The 19,699-nt window shown below is 60.1% G+C and carries 17 protein-coding genes; 12 read left to right on the plus strand and 5 right to left on the minus strand.

The window, feature by feature from the left end; translation table 11 throughout:
• The first annotated feature begins 65 nt into the window (after positions 1-65).
• The 6 genes from accB (at position 66) to dxs (ending at position 6,432) form a co-directional block, all read left to right on the plus strand.
• On the plus strand, positions 66-1,970 hold the full coding sequence (accB, locus tag AAY81_RS03655) for an acetyl-CoA carboxylase biotin carboxyl carrier protein (RefSeq protein WP_066661521.1): 1,905 nt from the start codon (positions 66-68) through the stop codon (positions 1,968-1,970).
• Positions 1,970-3,316, plus strand: coding sequence for an acetyl-CoA carboxylase biotin carboxylase subunit (gene accC, locus AAY81_RS03660; protein WP_066661524.1), 1,347 nt, complete (start codon positions 1,970-1,972; stop codon positions 3,314-3,316). Before accB ends, accC begins: the two co-directional genes overlap by 1 nt.
• Positions 3,317-3,318: 2 nt before the next feature.
• The gene (locus AAY81_RS03665; RefSeq protein ID WP_066661525.1) at positions 3,319-3,666 is read left to right on the plus strand and encodes an Asp23/Gls24 family envelope stress response protein; all 348 of its coding nucleotides are present in this window, start codon (positions 3,319-3,321) and stop codon (positions 3,664-3,666) included.
• A gap of 51 nt (positions 3,667-3,717) precedes the next feature.
• Positions 3,718-4,206 carry a transcription antitermination factor NusB gene (gene nusB, locus AAY81_RS03670; RefSeq protein WP_240480619.1) on the plus strand — a complete coding sequence of 163 codons (489 nt, stop codon included), beginning with the start codon at positions 3,718-3,720 and terminating at the stop codon, positions 4,204-4,206.
• 13 nt (positions 4,207-4,219) lie between these two features.
• Positions 4,220-4,471, plus strand: coding sequence for an exodeoxyribonuclease VII small subunit (locus AAY81_RS03675; protein ID WP_066661527.1), 252 nt, complete (start codon positions 4,220-4,222; stop codon positions 4,469-4,471).
• 104 nt (positions 4,472-4,575) lie between these two features.
• Complete coding sequence (gene dxs / locus AAY81_RS03680; RefSeq protein ID WP_066664913.1) at positions 4,576-6,432, plus strand: 1-deoxy-D-xylulose-5-phosphate synthase; 1,857 nt, start codon at positions 4,576-4,578, stop codon at positions 6,430-6,432.
• Here dxs and AAY81_RS03685 read toward each other — a convergent pair.
• The gene (locus tag AAY81_RS03685) at positions 6,364-7,377 is read right to left on the minus strand and encodes an EFR1 family ferrodoxin (RefSeq protein WP_066661528.1); all 1,014 of its coding nucleotides are present in this window, start codon (positions 7,375-7,377) and stop codon (positions 6,364-6,366) included. The two genes, dxs and AAY81_RS03685, sit on opposite strands and share 69 nt — an antisense overlap.
• A 170-nt stretch (positions 7,378-7,547) precedes the next feature.
• Here AAY81_RS03685 and recN point away from each other — a divergent pair, with 170 nt between their 5' ends.
• Positions 7,548-9,176 carry a DNA repair protein RecN gene (gene recN / locus AAY81_RS03690; protein WP_066661529.1) on the plus strand — a complete coding sequence of 543 codons (1,629 nt, stop codon included), beginning with the start codon at positions 7,548-7,550 and terminating at the stop codon, positions 9,174-9,176.
• Between the two features lie 17 nt (positions 9,177-9,193).
• Here the strand turns inward: recN and AAY81_RS03695 are convergent, their stop codons facing one another.
• Together AAY81_RS03695 and AAY81_RS03700 are read right to left on the minus strand one after the other, a co-directional pair.
• Positions 9,194-10,204: an MBL fold metallo-hydrolase gene (locus AAY81_RS03695; RefSeq protein WP_169815789.1), complete on the minus strand. Its 1,011-nt coding sequence runs from the start codon at positions 10,202-10,204 to the stop codon at positions 9,194-9,196.
• Between the two features lie 92 nt (positions 10,205-10,296).
• A complete protein-coding gene (locus tag AAY81_RS03700) occupies positions 10,297-11,682 on the minus strand; it encodes a CCA tRNA nucleotidyltransferase (protein ID WP_066661532.1) in 1,386 nt (461 codons plus the stop codon).
• Positions 11,683-11,844: 162 nt separating this feature from the next.
• Between AAY81_RS03700 and AAY81_RS03705 the strand changes: the two genes are divergently transcribed.
• Positions 11,845-12,795, plus strand: coding sequence for an NYN domain-containing protein (locus AAY81_RS03705; protein WP_066661534.1), 951 nt, complete (start codon positions 11,845-11,847; stop codon positions 12,793-12,795).
• Positions 12,796-12,859: 64 nt separating this feature from the next.
• Entirely contained in the window at positions 12,860-13,708 is an 849-nt protein-coding gene (locus AAY81_RS03710; protein ID WP_066661537.1) for a class I SAM-dependent methyltransferase, read from the plus strand.
• Here the strand turns inward: AAY81_RS03710 and AAY81_RS03715 are convergent.
• A complete protein-coding gene (locus AAY81_RS03715) occupies positions 13,669-14,511 on the minus strand; it encodes a class I SAM-dependent methyltransferase (protein ID WP_240480620.1) in 843 nt (280 codons plus the stop codon). The genes AAY81_RS03710 and AAY81_RS03715 overlap by 40 nt on opposite strands.
• A gap of 153 nt (positions 14,512-14,664) precedes the next feature.
• On the opposite strand from AAY81_RS03715, the gene AAY81_RS03720 reads away from it, so the two are divergent.
• Positions 14,665-15,750, plus strand: coding sequence for a putative ABC transporter permease (locus tag AAY81_RS03720; RefSeq protein WP_066661539.1), 1,086 nt, complete (start codon positions 14,665-14,667; stop codon positions 15,748-15,750).
• A gap of 72 nt (positions 15,751-15,822) precedes the next feature.
• Here AAY81_RS03720 and AAY81_RS03725 read toward each other — a convergent pair whose 3' ends face one another.
• Positions 15,823-17,301 (minus strand): DUF1846 domain-containing protein, encoded by a 1,479-nt coding sequence (locus AAY81_RS03725; RefSeq protein ID WP_066661541.1) that lies wholly within the window; start codon positions 17,299-17,301, stop codon positions 15,823-15,825.
• Positions 17,302-17,526: 225 nt separating this feature from the next.
• On the opposite strand from AAY81_RS03725, the gene AAY81_RS03730 reads away from it, so the two are divergent.
• Both AAY81_RS03730 and proC read left to right on the plus strand, forming a co-directional pair.
• Positions 17,527-18,606, plus strand: a complete 1,080-nt coding sequence (locus AAY81_RS03730; RefSeq protein ID WP_066661543.1) for a PTS sugar transporter subunit IIC — start codon at positions 17,527-17,529, stop codon at positions 18,604-18,606.
• A 119-nt stretch (positions 18,607-18,725) separates the two neighbouring features.
• Positions 18,726-19,574 (plus strand): pyrroline-5-carboxylate reductase, encoded by an 849-nt coding sequence (gene proC / locus AAY81_RS03735; protein ID WP_066661545.1) that lies wholly within the window; start codon positions 18,726-18,728, stop codon positions 19,572-19,574.
• Positions 19,575-19,699 lie beyond the last annotated feature (125 nt).

A 19,699-nucleotide genomic window follows, 5' to 3' on the forward strand; every position in this document is an offset into this window, starting at 1 on the left:
CGTAAGAGTATCGAACTGCGCGTCTATCTATAATATTGAGTTCGAAACCTAGGAGGTTTGCACATATGCCCAAGCTTCAGATCATGGATACCACCATACGCGATGGCCAGCAGAGCCTGTGGGCTACGCGCATGCCCGTTGGCGATATGCTTCCCATTCTTCCCAAGATGGATGAAGTGGGATACTGGGCCATCGAGGCGTGGGGCGGCGCCACGTTCGATTCCTGCCTTCGCTTCCTCGACGAAGATCCGTGGGAGCGTCTGCGATCGATCAAGGCCAAAACGCCCAATACGCGTCTGTCCATGCTCTCGCGCGGCCAGAATCTCGTTGGCTACAAGCACTACTCGCGTGAAGTCTGCATGCGCTTCATCGCTGCGGCAAAGCGCAACGGCATCGATATCTTCCGCGTGTTCGACGCGCTGAACGACATTCGCAATGTGGTCGACAACGCCGATGCCATCAAGGCATGTGGCGGTCACTTCGAGGGTGCCATCAGCTACACCATGAGCCCCGTCCATACGCTCGATAGCTACTTGGAATACGCTCAGCAGCTGAAGGACCTGGGTGCCGACTCCATCGCCATCAAGGACATGGCCGGCATGCTCACGCCGTATCGCACGGAACGCATGGTACGCGCCCTGAATGCCGAAATCGGCCTGCCCGTGCACGTGCATTGCCACTACGTTGGCGGCATGGCTCCCGCGAACTACATCAAGGCTGCCGAAGCTGGCGCGGCCATCGTCGACACGGCCACGGCGCCGCTCGCGTTCGGTAACAGCCAGCCCGCGGTTGAGATGATCGCCGCTGCTATGCAGGAAAGCCGCTACGACACCGGCTTCAACCTCGACCTGCTGTTCGAAATCGCCGAATACTGGGAGCAGGTGCGCGAGCGCAGCCATTACAAGCGTGGCGTATCCAGCCTCATTCACATGAAGGTCTACAGCCATCAGGTGCCCGGCGGCATGATGAGCAACCTCGTCTCCCAGCTGAAGACGCAGAACGCGCTCGACCGCCTGCCCGATGTCATGGAGGAAATCCCCAAGGTGCGCGCCGAGGTTGGCTATCCGCCGCTCGTTACGCCCATGAGCCAGATCGTTGGCACGCAGGCCGTGTTCAACGTGCTTACGGGCAAGCGCTGGGGCATCGTCTCCAAGGAAATGAAGGACTACATCTGCGGCTACTATGGCAAGGCTCCCGGCCCCATGGATCCCGCTATCGTGAAGAAGGTCGTGGGTGCCGCCGAGCGCCTCGATCCCAGCGTTGCACCTGGCTCTTTGGTCACCACCACGTTCGCCGAGCTCGAAGAGGAAATAGGCGATCTGGCACAGAGCGAAGAAGACGTTCTCATGTACGCCATGTTCCCGAACGAAGCGCGTACGTACCTGAGCAAGCACCGTACATCGAAATCGGTCGAATTCCTGATGGAAGAGGAGTCGAGCGAAACCAAGGAGGAAGATTACGTGGATATCAATCAGATTCGCGAGCTGGTTCGCGTTGCCGAGGAAAGCGGCGTAGGCGAAATCGTCGTTGAAGAGGAAGGCGCTCGTATCGCCGTCCGCATGCCCAGCGCCATGCAGGCTGCTGCTCCCGCCGCAGCCGTTGCTGCCGCGCCTGCTGCTCCCGCGGCTGCCCCGGCTCCCGCTCCCGCAGCTGCCCCGGCTTCCGCTCCCGCGGCCGAGTCGAACCGTCCCGCTTCGTGGGTTCCCGTTACGGCTCCCATGGTGGGCACGTTCTACGTTGCTCCCGCGCCCGACCAGCCGCCCTTCGTTACCGTGGGCGACGAAGTCGCAGCCAACCAGACGCTGTGCATCATCGAGGCCATGAAGCTCATGAACGAAATTGGCGCCGAGCAGATGGGCACCATTCGCGAGGTCTGCCTGGAAGACGCCACGCCCGTTGAGTTTGGCACGGTGCTCTTCTACATCGAGCCCCACAATGCAAACGACGCTACCGGTCCGGAGAACGCATAATGTTCGATAAAATCCTCATCGCCAATCGCGGGGAAGTGGCGCTGCGCGTCATGCGCGCTTGCCGCGAGTTGGGCGTCAAAACGGTTGCGGTGTATTCCACCGAAGATAAAGACACGCTTCCCGTTCGCTATGCCGACGAAGCCGTGTGCATCGGCCCTGCTCCCGCGAACAAGAGCTACCTGGTTATGGCGAATGTCATTGCCGCTGCGAAGAACACCGGCGCGCAGGCCATTCATCCGGGTTATGGCTTCCTGTCCGAGAACGCTGATTTCGCCCGTGCATGCGCCGACAACGACATTGTGTGGATTGGCCCTTCTCCCGAGTGCATCGAGAGCATGGGCAACAAGTCGGTTGCTCGTGACACCATGAAGCGCTGCGGCGTGCCCACCGTTCCTGGTAGCGATGGCACCGTGGAAACGGTTGAAGAGGCTCGCGCCTTCGCCGAGCGCGTGGGCTATCCCGTGCTCATCAAGGCCAGCGCTGGCGGTGGCGGCAAGGGCATGCGCGAAGTCCACAAGGCCGAAGACCTGGAAAGCCAGTTCCTGGCTGCCAAGTCCGAAGCGAAGGCGGCTTTCGCGAACGACGATGTTTACCTGGAAAAACTGGTGCTTCGCCCGCGTCACGTGGAAATTCAGATCCTCGCCGACGACTTCGGCAACCGCGTTGCCCTGTGCGAGCGCGATTGCTCCATCCAGCGTCGTCATCAGAAGCTCCTGGAAGAGGCTCCCAGCCCCGCGCTCGACGCCGAGACGCGTCGTGCCATGGGCGTTGCGGCCATCAAGGCCGTGCGTGCGGTCGACTATCGCTCTGCGGGCACCATCGAGTTCCTGCTCGATCAGGACGGCAAGTTCTATTTCATGGAAATGAACACGCGCGTTCAGGTAGAGCATCCCGTTACGGAACAGATTACGGGCACCGATATCATCAAGGAGCAGATTCGCATTGCCGCTGGCGAACCCATGACGTGCGCCGAACGCGCTCCGTTTACGCCGTATGGCCATGCCATCGAGTTCCGCATCAACGCGGAAGACCCCGAGCATGATTTCCGCCCCAGCCCCGGCACCATCACGAAGTTCACGCTTCCCGCTGGTCCTGGCGTGCGCGTGGAAAGCTATCTCGAGCAGGGTTCCCGCATTAGCCCGTACTACGATTCCCTTATCGCGAAGCTCATCGTATGGGGCTCTACGCGCTCCGAGGCCATTGCCCGCGGCAAGCGTGCGCTCGATGAGTTCAAGATCGAGGGCGTCAACACTACGATTTCCTTCCACCAGTCGGTGCTAAACGTTCCGGCGTTCGTGGAGGGCAATGCCTATACCGATTTCATTGAAACCGAGATGGGGGATTAAACATGTCAGACTTGAATATTGAGGGCATGGCTCTCGCCGAAGGCGTGGTGGAAACCATCATCGCCATCGCGCTGAAGGATGTCGAAGGCGTTGCCAGCGTTGGCGCACCTTCCACCACCAGCGGCCTGCTTTCGGCCATTCAGCAGAAGCCCAGCACCCAGGGCATCGAGGTTCAGGCTACCGAAGCCGGTACCATTTCCGTAAGCGTTCGCGTGGAAGTGTACTTTGGCCAGGTCCTGCCCGAGCTCGCCAACCGTATTCGCGTTGCCGTTGCCGACGCCGTGAATACGCAGGTGGGTATTAATGTTTCTAACGTCGATGTCTTCATCGACGGCATTCGTTTCGAATAGACGTGGTTGTATAGCATGAAAAAACGTCATGAACGTATTCTGTCCCGTCGCATGGCGGTGCAGGTTCTGTATCAAAGTGAAATTACCGGCGTTCCCGCATGGGAAATCGCCGATAAGGGTGATGCCCTGCCCGAGGGCGGCACGCTTCCCCCGTATGCCATCGAGCTGCTTCGTGGCGTAGCTGCGCATCGCGTGCGCATCGACAAGCTTCTCGACGAGGCTTCTTCGAACTGGTCCCTCGAGCGCATGCCGCTCGTCGACCGTTCCATCATGCGCATGGCGGTCTACGAGATGCTGCATGAAACCGATGTGCCCGTTTCCGTATGCATCAACGAGGCAGTCGAGCTGGCCAAGGAATTTGGCGGCGAAGACGATTCCTCGCGCTTCGTGAATGGCGTTCTGGGCCGCATCGCACGCGATCAGGGCCTTTCCGACGACGTGCCCGAGGTCGACGAAGACCTTTCGCTGCATCGTGACGTAATGCCCGAAGGCGTTATCGCCGCAGCCGAAGAAGAGCCTTCTTCGGACGACGAGCAGTAGGAAGCTTACGCGCATGTCCGAAAGCGAAAATCCCTCATTCGAGAGCATCAATACGCGTTTGAAGGAAATCCAGGCGGCTGTCGAAGATGACGACATGCCCCTGGATGATGCGCTTTCTCTGTTCGAGGAAGCGGTTCAACTTGGCATGCAGGCCTCTTCATTGCTGGAAGAGGGTATTGCCCAGGGTGGCGCGCCGGAAGGTGACGAGGTTGGCGCCCCCGGAATCGAAGAATCCGTTGCGAGCGACGGAGAGCGTTCGCTGTAAGCCGTAACCTAACGCTTGCTGGTAAAGCGAGTTTTAGCGTGCTACGGTACTCAGTGACGTTGAATGGAAGGGGAAGCGTGGAAGACAAGCATCGAATTATCGATATGATTTCAAATCCTAGCGATATTAAGCTGCTTTCTGAACCGGAGCTTTCCATCCTCTGCAAGGAAATTCGCGAGGAAATCGTTTCCGTCACCTCCACGAATGGCGGTCACTTGGCCTCTAGCCTGGGCGCCGTGGAAATCATCGTGGCACTCCATTCGCTTCTGAATTGTCCCGAAGACCGCATCGTGTTCGATGTGGGCCATCAGGCGTATGCCCACAAGCTCCTTACGGGGCGCCTTTCCCGGTTCAACACGCTGCGCAAACTCGATGGCATAACCGGATTCCCCAATCCCCTGGAAAGCGAATACGATGCGCATCCTTCGGGTCATGCGTCGGATAGCCTTTCCGTTGCCATGGGCCTGGCCTATGCCTCCAAGCTCAATGGCGATTCTCGCAAGATCGTCTCCGTTATTGGCGATGCATCGCTTGCAGGCGGTATGGCCTTCGAAGCGCTCAACCACATTGGCCAAGAGCAGCTTCCTATCGTTATCGTGCTCAACGACAACGCCATGTCCATTTCGCGTCCCGTTGGCGCGCTCGTGCGCCATTTTGGCTATCTGCGCGCTTCGGCACGCTACCGTCAGACGCGCGATGCCGTGCAGGGCGCCATGGAAGACGGCGGCAATGTGACGCAGGGCATGCTGAACTTGGGCCGCAATATGAAGGATTCGGTAAAGCACCTGGTCATCCCCAAAGCAATGCTCTTCGAGCAGCTGGGTATTACCTGCACGCCGCCTGTTGATGGCCATAATCTGCATCAGCTGCGCGAAATGTTCAACGTGGCGCTCCAGAGTAATGGCCCCGTGTTGGTGCACGTGGTTACCAAGAAGGGTATTGGATATGCCCCCGCTCGCAAGAACCCCGAGCTTTTCCATGGCGTGGGGCCCTATGATATCGCCACGGGCAAGGTGCACAAGAACCCGAATGCGAATCCCAAGTACACGAGCGTATTTGGTAGCGCGTTGGTGAATGAAGCGCGCAAGAACAAGGACATCGTGGCCATTACGGCGGCCATGAAGGACGGTACTGGCCTCGACCCGTTCTCTTCCGAGTTCCCCGATCGTTTCATCGATACGGGTATTACCGAAGAGCATGCAGTCGGTATGGCGAGTGGCTTGGCAGCGGCGGGCAAGGTTCCCGTTGTGGCTATCTACTCAACGTTCCTCCAGCGTTCCATCGACCAGATCATCATCGACAATGCCCTGGCCAAGCGCCATGTGGTATTTGCCATTGATCGCGCTGGCCTGGTTGGCAGCGATGGTCCCACGCACAATGGCGTGTTCGATATGGCGTATTTGCGCATGATTCCCCATATGCGCCTTATGGCGCCTTCCAACGAGGCCGAATTGGTTAATGCGTTGCATACGGCGCTCGAGCTTACGGGTCCCGTTGCGCTGCGTTACCCGCGCGGCGAGGCCGAAGGCGTTGCCTTGCCCGAAGAGCCCCAATCTTGGCCCGTGGGGAAGGGCGTTGTGGTGCGTCAGGGTTCCGATGCTGCCATTTTGGCATTTGGGCATATGGTCAAGTATGCGCAAGCCGCGGCTTCCATGCTGGCCGAAGAAGGCATTTCCGTGCGCGTGGTCGATATGCGCTGGGTGAAGCCCGTCGATGATGAGGCGGTTCGCGACGCCGCCGCTACGGGTTTCGTTCTTACCGTGGAAGAGGGCACCGTGTGTGGTGGTGCTGGTTCGGCTGTGCTCGAGTCTATGGCCCGTCAGGGGCTTTCCACTCCCGTGCGCGTTATGGGTCTGCCCGACGAATTCGTTGAGCAGGGCCCGGTCGACGAACTATTCGACCGCCTTGGCATCGGTGCCAACGGTATCGCCAGCGCCATCCGCTCCCAGCTCGGTCGCTAGGTTCTCTTTTTCGCACTGTTCTTTCTGTTCATCGTGGGGCGACGGAGTCTCTTCCGGATTTGCTTCCTGGGTTTCGCTCTGCTCGAACGCGCTGTAGACAGGTGCTTCCGGTTCGGGTACCTGCATGTCGAGCGTGCGCGCAATCGCTTCGTTCATATATTGGTGACGCTGCAAGATGGGATGCAGGTAGCGTGGCCTGTGCTGGGTCGACGTGCCAAACTGAATGGCGTGAACGGGGCAGCGCTGCAGGCATGCCAGGCATTGCGTGCAATTGCCTTCTATCCATACGGGGTATCCGTTATCCAGGCGAATGGTGTTGGTGGGGCACATTTCCACGCAGGTGCCGCAGTGTAGGCAGGCGTTCGTGTCCACGAGGAACTTGTCTGTGGAGAAGTGCTTTCCCTCTTTGCCAGTAACTGCCGAGAACGCCGAGCCCAGGGGGTTGCGCGCTTCGAAATGCCCGAACTTCATGCTGCTGACGCTTCGTGCGATGGTGCGGGCATTTCTGTGCGCCTCCTCCTGCTTGCGCGTTTGCGACGCGCGAGAACCAGGACTCGTAAGGTAGATGCAGCTGCTCACGTTGCGTACGGAATAGGAGGCATCGAGCCTGATGTTCTGGTATTTCCGCAGCATGCGTTCGAATTGCTTGGGCGTGGTGCCCACGAGAGCCGCGCATGTTACCACGCAATAGCAATACCCAGGAACGAACGGATTGCCATTCGGCGTGATGAAGCGCACGTTGCGCAGGAACTCGTCTACGATGCGGGGCGTGGAAAACATGTACACGGGAAAGACGAACCCCAGGGGTTCTCCTTGCTCCACCTCGAAGCCGTACGCCTCTTCCTTCGTGGCATGGCCAATGCTTGCGATGCGGTCGTTCGTGGCCTCGGCGATGGTATAGGCTGCGTCGAGGGAGTTTCCGGTTGCGGTGAAGTAGAAGATCATATTTTTCCTGGTAAAGCCTGTTGCGTTCGGTTGGGGCGTGAAGTTGGGCACATCGCGTGCGCTTGGATTTCCATGCCCTTTCGTGTTTCGTTCGATTTCAAAGCAGTATTATACGATATGCAAAACATGGTACACTTGTTCGTGTTCTATCTCTTAGAAAAGGCAAGTCTATGATCGACGAACTGCATGTGAAGAATGTTGCCCTCATCCAGGAGGCCACCCTTTCGCCCGCCCAGGGCCTTACGGTGGTTACGGGCGAAACGGGTGCCGGCAAAACGGCCCTGCTGTCGGCGTTGAAGCTACTGGTGGGCGAACGCGCCGATGCCCATATGGTTCGGGAAGGCGCCAGTTCCTTGTCGGTCGAGGGGCGCTTTTATACGCCGTCGTCGAATGATGCGGAGGGCGTGGTGGTAAGCCGTACCCTTTCCGCCGATGGTCGAAGCAGAGTGCACGTCGATGGCTCCATTTCCAGCGTGCAGCAGCTTGCGCAGACGGTGGGCGCCAGCGTCGATCTGTGCGGGCAGCACGAGCATCAGCGCTTGCGCGTGGCTGCCAATCATCGCAAGATGCTCGATGCCTGGATGGGCTCTTCGCTTTCTCAGCCCATGGAAGCGTATGCGCAGGCTTGGCGTGCGGCGGCCGAGGCTGCCAGCGCCTTGCAGGCGGTGCGCGAGGCGGGGAACATGAGCAGCGAGGAAGTGGACCAGGCGCGCTACGTGGTGACGCGCATTGGCGAGGTGAACCCCACGCCTGGCGAGTACGAAGAGCTTCTGGCTAGCGTTCCGCGTGCCGAGAACGCCGAACAGCTTATGATGTCCGTCTCGGGGGCGTACCAGGCCCTTTCGGGCGATGGCGGGGCACTCGATGCGCTCTCGCAGGCCGCGGGCCTTCTAGAGCGTGTCTCGGGCGTCGACGAGGATCTGGGGGCCTTGGCGGCTAGCCTGCGCGAAGCCAGCTATGTTATCGAGGATGTTTCGCGCGACACGCGTGCCTATCGCGACGACTTGGAATATTCGCCCGTGAACCTGGCGGAAATGCAGGAACGCCTTGGCGAGCTGCAGGGGCTCATGCGCACGTGGGGTCCTGGCATGGAACAGGTCTTCGAGGCGCGTGAGAATGCCCTGCAGGCGCTTGCGGCCTACGATTCCCTCGACGAGCGCCTGCGGGAAGCGCAGGCGGAAGTCCAGGCGGCGGAAGAAGCGTTGGCCTGTGCGGCTCGTGAGCTGCACGATGCCCGTGCCAGCGCCGCTCCTCAGTTCGCCGAGGCGGTTTCCGCGCAGATGGGGCGTTTGGAAATGAATGGTGCCGCGTTGGAATGCAGCGTTGTCCAATTGCCGCGCGAATCGTGGACGGCCCAGGGTCCCGATGCCGTGGAATTCCTCTTCAAACCGGGCGCGCACATGAGCGCCCGTCCCTTGGGAAAGATTGCCTCGGGTGGCGAGACGAGCCGCGTCATGCTTGCCATCAAGGTGGTCATGGGGTCGCGCGACGACGTGGAAACGCTTGTGTTCGACGAGGTCGATGCTGGGGTAGGTGGCAGCGCCGCGCGCGCCTTGGCCGACGTTCTGGTCGACCTTTCGAAAACGCACCAAGTCATCGTCGTTACGCATTTGGCCCAGGTGGCGGTAGCGGGTACCTGTCATTACGTGGTGAGCAAAACGGGTGGAAGCGAACCTGCTACCCAGCTCGAGCTTGTGAGTGATACCAATCGCGTGCGCGAAATCGCACGCATGCTTTCGGGCGATGTGAGTAGCATGAGCATGGAACATGCCCGCGCGTTGCTCCAGGAACGGGCGTAGCGAGCTTCCCGGTTGGGCTACGAATGCGCCATCGATGTGAAGCGCATGTCGTTACCGCAGATGGTGCAGGCAACGTGCTCGTTTTGCATCAGGTGCACCAGGTGCGCTAGGGTCTCGCCCAGCGAAAAGTACTTCTGCTGAAGCGACCAGGCATCCCAGTTGGCGTGCTTCCAGGCGCAATTGCGCGCGATGTCCGCAAGCGTGGAATACCCTTCGGCAACCAGCCCGTCGATTTCCTCGAGGCGTTGCGCGTGATGATTCAGCAGGAACGCCAGGCGCTCATGCACCTGCTCGAAGGGCTCTCCGTGTCCGGCGAGGGCAAGGTCGATATCAAGATTTCCCAGCTTGTGCAAGCTGGAAAGGAAATCGCCTAGGTTGTCGCGCGAGGTCAGCCACGTGGATACCGTGGGCGTGATGCGCTCGAGTACGGTATCGCCCGCAATGAGCAAACGAGCGGTGGGCTCGTAGAGGCAGATGTGCCAGTTGTCATGCCCCGGCGTGGCAACTACGCGGAACGTGTACCCGGCGGCCTCGAATTCGTCGCCATCGTCCAGAAAATGAAAGTTCGGACGCTTCTTCAGGGGGAGCAGTTCGCTGGTGAGCACGGTGCGCGATCCGTCGCGGCCGCCGCTGCCGCCCGCAAGGCCAACCTTTTCTCCAACGATGTGCTCGAGGACGGGTTCGATGATCTCGGCTTCCATGGCCAGGTTGTCGCTGACCTCCTGGAAGGAATGCATGTTCGCGTGAATGGTCATGCCAGGCGTCCACAAGCGGTCGAGGCAGCCTGTGTGATCGGGGTGGGAATGCGTGAGGATGACCTCTACGGTATCCCAGCTGCGCCCGAAGTACGCCAGTGCTGCATCGAGCGTATCGGAGCACTCCTGGTTATCGAAGCCCACGTCTACGATGGTCGTCTTGTCATCTCCCAGGATGAAGTAGGAGTTCAGAAAACGGAGGGGGTTGTCGGGCAGGGGAACCTGAACGCGCCAGATGCGCGGTCTGATTTCCTCGATGGGTTGCGGATTCACCATGCCCTCCTTCCGACGTTTCGCTTGATTGCCCGTATTCTATCGCTTGCGAAGGGAATGAGAGCTTTTAAGTGCGCTTAGCGGTTGCTTTTCTACGCTTGCTTTATCTCGGTTTCACGTTTGCTCCACCATTCGCGCGCGAACCGCAGGAGGGCAGCGCGTTCGTTAGGGAGCGTTTCGTCCATGACTGCCTCGAGCATGGCGTTCAATGCCGCGCCAATGTGGGGTCCTTGCGGCATGCCCATTGCCAGCAGGTCTTTTCCGCTTATATCGAGCGCTGCCACCGTGAAGGGCTGGCTTTCCCTAAGGATGAGGTCGAGGCAATCTTCGATGGCCTGCGCATGGGCAACGCCCGAGCGGTATGCGGGGGCGTGCGAGAGCGAATCGGCGCGTTTCACGCTGCAGAGTGCGCGTAGCAGATCGGGGTCTCCGTCGAGCTTGCGCAGGAGTCGCTTCACGTATTTCGGCTCGGGGATGGTTGGACAATCGTGGTAGCGCACGAGCATGGCTACGCGCTCGATGAACGAGGGGCTCATCTTCAGACGCTTCATCGCGCGTTTTGCAGGGGGAATGCCCTCGTGAGCGTGGCCATAGAAATGCCCGATGCCTTCCTCGTCGATCGTGAACGTGCTTGGCTTGCCGATATCGTGAAAGAGCGTCGCCCAACGCGTAAGTGGTTCGGGCGTGGCGTACTGCACGGCGTAGGCGGTGTGCTCCCATACGTCGTAGATGTGGTATTTCGTTTTCTGGTCGAACCCAATCATGGGCGTGATTTCGGGAATGACGCGGCCAATGACGTCGGCGTATGCCATGAGCGCACCATGCACGTGCTTGCCGCATAGCAGCCCTTCGAGTTCATGGGCTATGCGTTCGGTTGCGATGAGGTCCAGGTTGGAAGCCTGCGCGCGCATGCCCGATGCGGTTTCCTGGTCTATGGCGAAGCCAAGCTGGCTTGCGAATCGAACGCCTCGCAGGATGCGCAGGGCGTCTTCCATGAACCGCTTTTCCGGCTCGCCCACGGCACGTAGCGTTCGTGCGTGGAGGTCTGCCTGCCCGTTGAACGGATCGAGTAGTCCTCGCGTGGGGTGCCAGGCCATGGCGTTGATGGTGAAATCACGCCGTGCCAGGTCTTCCTGGATGGAGCGGGTGAATTGCACGGAATCGGGATGACGGCCATCGGTGTACGCTCCGTCGATGCGGTACGTGGTGATTTCCAAGGGCGTGCCCTTGCTGACGGCCGTGAGCGTGCCGTGCGCTATGCCGGTTTCCACGGTGTGGATTCCGCTGGCCTCGAGCACCGCTTGCGTTTCGCTCCAGAGCGCATTGCAGGCAATGTCGAAGTCGTGCACGGGGCGGCCCAGGAGGGCGTCGCGCACGCAGCCGCCCACGAGCCATGCTTCGAGCCCGGCATCTTCCAGGATGCCGATGACGCGAATGGCCTGCTTGCCGTGCTCGTTGTTGTCGAAAGGATTTTCCATGCCCCTATTCTACCCGCATCGACCTGCGCTTGCCTGCCGCGTTCCGCACTTGATATCGACGTGCAATGGGCAATTGCGCAGGCGTTCATATGACGTGCCGCGATGCGCTAGAATGCGAGGTGATTAGAAATTCGCGGCGCGATGCATGATAGGGGCTGGCCCATGGAAGACCGTAAGTCGTTTGCGCTTCTCATCGATTCCGACAACATTTCAGCAAAGTACATCCAGGCCATCATGAACGAGCTGACCAGCCGTCATGGCCAGGTTACGTATCGTCGCATCTACGGCGACTGGACGAGCAGCCAGATGGGGAAGTGGAAGGACGTGCTGGCAGAGTATTCGCTTACTCCCATGCAGCAGTTCGCCAACACCAAGGGCAAGAACGCCACCGATTCGTTTCTCATCATCGATGCCATGGATATCCTCTACGAAGGCAAGGTCCAGGGGTTCTGCATCGTTTCCAGCGATAGCGATTTCACGCGCCTGGCGAGCCGCCTGCGCGATGCCGGCATGACGGTGGTGGGCATGGGCGAGCAGAAGACGCCCCGCTCGTTCCGTAATGCCTGTACGGTGTTCACTGCGCTCGAGGTCATCAGCCAGGGCCAGGAAGATGCCGAGACAGCCGCATCCGAAGTTCATTCCCTCGAGGAAAATGGCGTCAGCCTGAAGGAGACGTCGTCGGCCATTGTCGACATCATCAATGAGTATAGCGGCAAGGGCACGCAGATTTCGTTGGCTGAAATCGGCAGTCGTCTGGTGGATATCTATCCCGATTTCGACGTACGCGCCTTCGGGTACAGCCAGCTGTCGAAGTTCCTGGAAAGCTTCCCGAATCTGCAGTTGGAACGGCGACATAACGTGGTGCTCGTGGCCCTGCGGGATGCCGATAGCCTGCGTGGCGAAGTTTCGTCGTTCATCGTCGACGAGGTGCGCAAGGGGAAGACGGACGGCGTGAGCTTGAGCAAGATTGGCGATATGGTCTACGAGGCGTATCCCGATTTCAACGTGAAGGACTTTGGCTATTCGAAGCTCTCGAAGTTCGTGCGCGATGTCGACGGCGTCATCGTGAGCGTCGACGAGTCGGGCGCCCGCGTGTACCCTGACTACGATTAGGTGGGGCCTGCATGCTGCATGAATGCAAGGGCATGCTTGCCGCTGCTTGTTGCGAGGTGCGTTCGTGAGGAATGACACTGCGGTAGCGCTTGCCAGCCTTAACAATGCCTTCTACGCCGCCCATGCCGATTCGTTTGCATCGACGCGCCGCTCGGCTTGGGCAGGGTGGGTTCGGTGCGCCCAGCAGCTGCGTGCGTGCTGGGGCGAAGGTGACCCGCGTCTTTCGGGCGAGGTTCCGCTGCGCGTTCTCGACGTGGCATGTGGCACGCTGCGTTTCGAGCGATACCTGAGGGAGGCGTTTCCCGAAGCGGACCTACGCGTGACGGCGCTTGATTCGTGCCCCCAGCTCGTGCGCGAGGATGGGCTGGAAGGCGTTGCCATCGAATACCATTGCATCGATATCGTGCAGGCGCTTTTGGGCCAGGCTGCGCAGACGGATGCGTGGCTGGGCGTTCCTGCGGGCGCCTTCGACATCGTGGCTTGCTTTGGCTTCTTCCATCACGTGCCCGGGGCTGCCAACAGGGACATGCTCGCGGATGCGCTTTTGAGGGCGCGTGCGCCCAAGGGGGCCTTGGCGGTTTCCCTGTGGCGGTTCATGGACGATGCGGGGCTTGCGGCCAAGGCGCGCATTGCGCATGAGCAGGCTCAGACAGCATTGTCCCTGCAAGGGGGTTCGTTTGATTTTGCCGACTTGGAGCCAGGCGATTGGATTATTGGCTGGCAGGGGCGCCCGGGTGCATATCGCTACTGCCATAGCTTCGACGACGGGGATGTGGCATTGCTAAGGGAGCACACGGCCCGCGTGCAAGAGGTCGACGTAGCGTGCTTTCGCGCCGACGGCCGCACGCATGCGCTCAACGAGTACCTAATGGCCTATTCCGCGACTACGCTTGGCAAGGCGATGCAATCGTAGCGCACGGCCTTTCCCGCTAGGGAATAGCTTGGCTTGCGATCTGCCAGGTATGGCCCCTTGACGGGGCGCTTGATGACCACCTTGCGAGGATGTGACGCCAGTGCGGCTTGCAGCAGCTCGTCCTGGTTCTCGCAGGGGCGTTCCAGATGATGAAGCAGCTGGAACTTCTTCTTTACGGCAGCGCTTTTCGTGCGCTCGGGAAACATGGGATCCAGGTAGACCACATCGGGCGCATGCCTGCCTTCCGCAAGCGCCTGAATGCTATCACCTTCGATGACGTGCATGCGCTCTGCCGCCTGTGCGCATGCGGGGTCTTTCGCCGCACGTGCGATGGTGTCGGCGAGCAGGGCGGCGATGATGGGGTTTGCCTCGTAGGCATATACCGTGAACCCTGCTGCGGCAAGCAGCATGGCGTCTTCGCCCAGGCCAGCGGTCGCGTCAAGCGCCACTGGGTCCGTGACGCCCTTCAGCTTCGCCGCGCGTACGAGCAGCTCGCAGTGAACCTTGCTGGGGTGCAGGCGGCGGGCCAGATGGCTCAGGTCGACACGCATGGTCATTCCATCGGAAACGAGCGCCATGCCCGCCTCGTCGATGGTCAGGAGCGTGGCGGCAGGCGTTTCCGATGCGTTGGGAGCAAGGTAGGGCACGCCCAGGTGCTCGGCAAGCTCTCTGGCTGCCTTGTCGTATTGGTTCAGGGTGGCGCGTACGGCGATGTCGTATGTCTTCGGGGTTTCCATGGTGCCAGTGTAGCGTGTTGTTCCGTGCTGCACGGCGAAATGGGTGCGGCACGGGGGCGTTTCCATGGCTCGCACAAGTTGCCTTCCATCGCGTGCGCGCATGATACGCGCACAAAGAGCATTCGGCAGGTAACAATTGCCTTCCCGATGCCCGCGCCCGAGCTACCGGCTGGGCATGCGGGATACACTGGCACTATGCGCTCGTGAGAGGGGGTTCGAATGAAGCATGCCGCGCCAAATGGCTCGCGCCGTCAGGCTCTGCCGCCGCTGGGCCCTGGCCTGCAGATCGTGCGTGCCCTGTTCGTCTTGGAGCTCCTGCTTGCCTTCGCGAATGCGGCTATCCTGAATCCTGCCGAGTTCGATTACGACCTTTCGCTCTTTCGCTCGGTGTTCGCCGTTATTTCCTCCATGCTATCCGTTTGGTTTATTTCCAGGCGCGCTGCCTTTGGCGGGCCGTTCATCGTGGTTACCTCGCTTCTTACGTGCATTCTGATGCTCGTCGACGAGTTCTACCTTGGCGCGGGCAACGAGGTGGTCACCTCCATTGGCGTGATTCCCATGCTCGCCATTGTGACCTTTCAGCTGCTGATATACGTATCGGCGGCATCGTATGTGGCGGTGTCCAGCCGCGTGCGGGCAACGCTCGTCGTGCGCTTGCGCAGCGTTACCCAGGTCGAGAAGTTCCTCACCGCCGCCGTTCCCGTGCGCCATCGCATGCGGAAGTGGCCGTTCTGGCGTGACCTTGCCATCTACTTCGTGGCCTTCTCGTTCCTGGGGCATTGGGCGGAAATGCTGTTTTGCCAGCTCATTGCCGCGGGTGTCTTCATGGGCGACTACGATTTGAGCAATGCGATGCTTTGGGAGCAATGGCTGTATCCGTTTTCTGCCGAGGGCATCGCCATTGCATTGGTCGTCGTGATCCTGCATCCCTTCAAGGAATGGCTCATGAAGCGTACGGGTGGCCGCGTGGCCATAGCGCTGCCGCTGAGCTTCGTGCTCATCGCGCTTTCGTGTACTGCCATCGACTTCACCACGGGCATTACGGCGAATGCCGACTACCATCTATGGGATTATCGCAACATGCCCTTCAATTTCATGGGGCAGATTTGCCTGCAGAATTCGCTCGTGTATTCCATAGCCGCCACGCTGATCGTGTGGTACGTCTATCCGCTTATGGACAAGGGCATGTCGCGCGTGCCGCGATGGTTCGCCGATATGCTGTTCTGGGTACTCGTTTCTGCCTATGGCTTCCTTGCCCTGCTGCATTTCATGTATCTGAGCCCCACGGGCTGGGTGTTTGGCTAGCGTTCATTGCGCAAAAAAAGAGCGCCCTGCAAGATGACAGGACGCTCTTCGGCGTTTGACATGGCGTGACGCTTATTTGTGGTAGTACGTGCTCAGCTCGTAGCGCGGTTCACAGCATACGTTGATGCCGAGCTTCTTGTACAGGCGCTCGTCGGCTTCGGAGATGATGACGCTGAAGAACGCGTCGCAACCGCGCAGGGCGTCGGTGTGTTTCATGAGCTCCTCGGCAATGGGATTCGTCGTCGTGCTCACGGAAAGCGCCAGCAGCGTTTCGTCGGAATGCAGGCGCGGGTTGCGGCTGCCCAGGTGCTGCGTCTTCAGGTGGCAGATGGGGTGAATGGCCGTATCGCTGATGACGTCGATGTCGCCGATGCCCGCAGCGTACTTGAGCGCGTTCATGAGCGTTGCCGATGCGGCACCCAGAAGATCGCTCGTCTTGCCCGTGAGGATGTGGCCGTCGGGCATTTCGATGGCGCCCGCGGGGCCACCCGTGGCCTCGGCCTTCAGCAGAGCCTTCGTGCGAACTTCGAAGTCGGCTTCGTTTACGCCCGCCTGGTTCATGAGCAGGCGCAGCTTTTCGATCTGTATGCTTTCCGCCTTGCCCTGCTTCACGGCAACCGAGGTGTGGAAGTAGCGGCGCAGGATTTCGCGCTTGGCGGCTTCGCGAACGATCTCGTCGTCGGAAATGCCCAGGCCGGCCATGTTCACGCCCATGTCGGTGGGGCTCTGGTAGGGGCTTTCGCCCATGATGCGCTCCATGAGCGCCTTCAGCACGGGGAAGACTTCGATGTCGCGGTTGTAGTTGACGGTGGATTCGCCATAAGCCTCCAGGTGGAAGGGGTCGATGGCGTTGGCGTCGTCGAGGTCGACCGTAGCGGCTTCGTAGGCAATGTTCACGGGGTGACGCAGCGGCAGGTTCCAGATGGGGAACGTCTCGTACTTGGCATAGCCGGCCTTCACGCCGCGCTTGTGCTCGTGGTAGATCTGCGAGAGGCAGGTGGCCATCTTGCCCGAACCGGGGCCGGGGGCCGTAACCACTACGAGGGGACGCGTCGTTTCCATGAACTCGTTCTTGCCGAAGCCGTTGTCGCTTACGATGCCCTCGATATCGGTGGGATAGTTCGCGATGGGGTAGTGCAGGCAGCTGCGCACGCCCAGAGCAGCCAGGCGGGTGCGGAATGCTTCCGCGGAAGGCTGGCCGGTGTAGCGCGTGATGACCACGCCGCCCACCATGAATCCCATGCTGGAAAAGACGTCGAGCAGACGCAGCACGTCATCGTCGTAGCCGATGCCCAAGTCGCCGCGGATCTTGTTCTTCTCGATGTCGTTGGCGTTGATGGCGATGATGATCTCGACGTCGTCCATCATGCTCTTGAGCATGCGGATCTTCGAGTCGGGCTCGAATCCGGGAAGTACGCGGCTCGCATGGTAGTCGTCGAAGAGCTTGCCGCCGAATTCCAGGTACAGCTTGCCGTCGAATTGGGCAATGCGTTCGCGGATGTGGTTTGCCTGAAGTTCGATGTACTTGTCGTTATCAAAGCCTATGCGCATACGTGTTCCTAACTTGCTAGCCAATGGCGAAACCGGGATTGTGCAACCCCTCCATGTTAATGCAAATGCCCCGCGCTTTGCGTTCGGTGCCGGACCATTCACCATCGTTTCATTTCGCCAGGTTGGGAATGAGTTCACCCTTTGAAGATTGTTCATTTGCGGAATTGATTTTTTGCACGAAGCGTAATGTATCCGCCAATAATCTCAACAAGGGAAGGATGTGTCATGGCGCGTGCTGGTGGTCAGGTAGCGAAGGGCGGGCAGGGCGGTTTCCGCGGATTCCTGTCGCGTAAGGACATCGAGGTGAGTTTTCAGCGGTATGCCATCGATGCCATGTCGGCCATGGCCCAGGGTCTGTTTGCATCGCTGCTCATGGGCACGATTCTGAACACCATCGGTTCGCTTACGGGCGTTTCGTTCTTCAACGACATCGGCGCATTTGCCCAGGCTGCCACGGGTGCTGCCATGGCCGTTGCCATTGGCTACGCACTCAAGAGCCCCGGCCTGGTTCTGTTCTCGCTTGCCGCAGTGGGCTATGCGTCCAACACCGCCGGCGGCGCGGGCGGGCCACTTGCCGTGCTCGTCATTGCCGTCATCGCCGCCGAATTCGGCAAGGCGGTCCATGGCGAAACGAAGGTGGACATCCTCGTTACCCCTGGCGTGACTATCTTGGTTGGCTGCGGCCTCGCGATGGCCATCGGTCCCTGGATTGGCGCGCTTGCCTCTGCCGTGGGCGGCTTCATCATGTGGGCTACCGAGCTCCAGCCGCTTTGGATGGGCATCATCGTTTCGGTCGTGGTGGGCATCGCTCTTACGCTGCCCATCTCCTCGGCTGCCATTTGCGCTGCCCTGGGCCTTACGGGCTTGGCCGGCGGTGCCGCGCTTGCCGGCTGCTGCGCCCAGATGGTCGGCTTTGCCGTGCTGAGCTTCCGCGATAACGGTTGGGGTGGCGTCGTTTCCCAGGGCCTGGGCACCTCGATGCTGCAGATGGGCAACATCATGCGCAAGCCCGTCGTGTGGGTCGTGCCCATCCTCGTGTCCGCCATTACCGGCCCGGTGGCAACGTGCCTGTTCCACATGGAGCAGAATGGCGCTGCCATTGCCAGCGGCATGGGCACGTGCGGTTTGGTGGGCCCCATTGGCCTGTATACGGGCTGGGTCTCGGGCGGTGCCGTGCCCGGCGTCGCGGAGTGGCTGGGTATGATCCTCGTTTGCTTCGTGCTTCCCGCCGTTCTCGCCTGGGCATTTGGCATCTTGTTCCGCCGCCTTGGCATTATTCGCGAAGGGGATTTGAAGCTTGACTAGCCGTTTATAGTGGCTTTATGGCAAAAGCGCCCATCTGGACGAATCGCGCAAGATGTACGATTCGTTCGGGGGCGCTTTTCGGTATTATAGAACCATATGTATACAGGAGGTGCTTGAGCATGAAAATCGGCTTTATCGGTGCAGGTAATATGGCATCGGCGATCATGGGCGGCATTATCGAATCCGGCCTTGTCGACGCCTCGAGCGTATTCGCCAGCAATCCTTCTCGCGAGAAGCTCGACGAGCTTTCCTCGCGCTTGGGCATTACCCCGGCAAGCAGCAACTCCGAAATCGTGCGCACGTGCGATGTGGTGGTGCTGGCGGTCAAGCCGGCCGTGCTCGAAACGGTTATCTCGGAAGTCGCGACCGTCGATTCCGATCCTCTGTTTATCTCCATCGCCGCGGGCAAGAGCATCGAATGGATCGAAGCCTCGTTCGTGCACGCGCGTGCCTTGGAAGGCAATCTGAATGTGTTCGAGCGCATCGAGGGCGCGGCGCGCTCCGTGCGCCTCGTGCGTTGCATGCCCAACACCCCCGCGTTGGTTGGCCAGGGCATGTCGGGGCTGTGCGCCAATGCTACCGCCACCGAAGAGGACATGCGCATTGCGCTCGACATCTTCGGCTCGTGCGGTCGCGCTCTGCCGATGTCCGAGCAGATGGTCGACGTCATTGGCGTCGTTGCGGGGTGCACGCCCGCGTTCACGTTCCTGTTCATCGAAGCGCTTGCCGATGCGGCCGTTGCCGAGGGCATGTCGCGCGCCGATGCCTACCAGGTCGTTTCGCAGGCCGTTATGGGCAGCGCCCAGCTTGCGCGCGACACGGGGAAGCACCCGGGTCAGCTGAAGGATATGGTCACGTCGCCCGCGGGCACTACCATAGAAGGCGTGCAGGCGCTTGAGGAAGACGGATTCCGCGCTGCTGCCATGCATGCCGTTCGTCGCGCCATGGAGAAGACCCGGAAACTGTAGCCGAGCCTGTGGTGCCTCTGCTTCGTAACACGGTCTCGGGCATGCTCGGGGCCGTGACTTGCTTATTGGATACGAGAAAAGGGAAGGAAGGGTAGCTTGCGAAATATTCTGCGCGTATTCGGTCG

Origin of the sequence: Denitrobacterium detoxificans (genome assembly GCF_001643775.1) — a bacterium.
In the GTDB taxonomy this organism is placed as follows: Bacteria; Actinomycetota; Coriobacteriia; order Coriobacteriales; family Eggerthellaceae; genus Denitrobacterium; species Denitrobacterium detoxificans.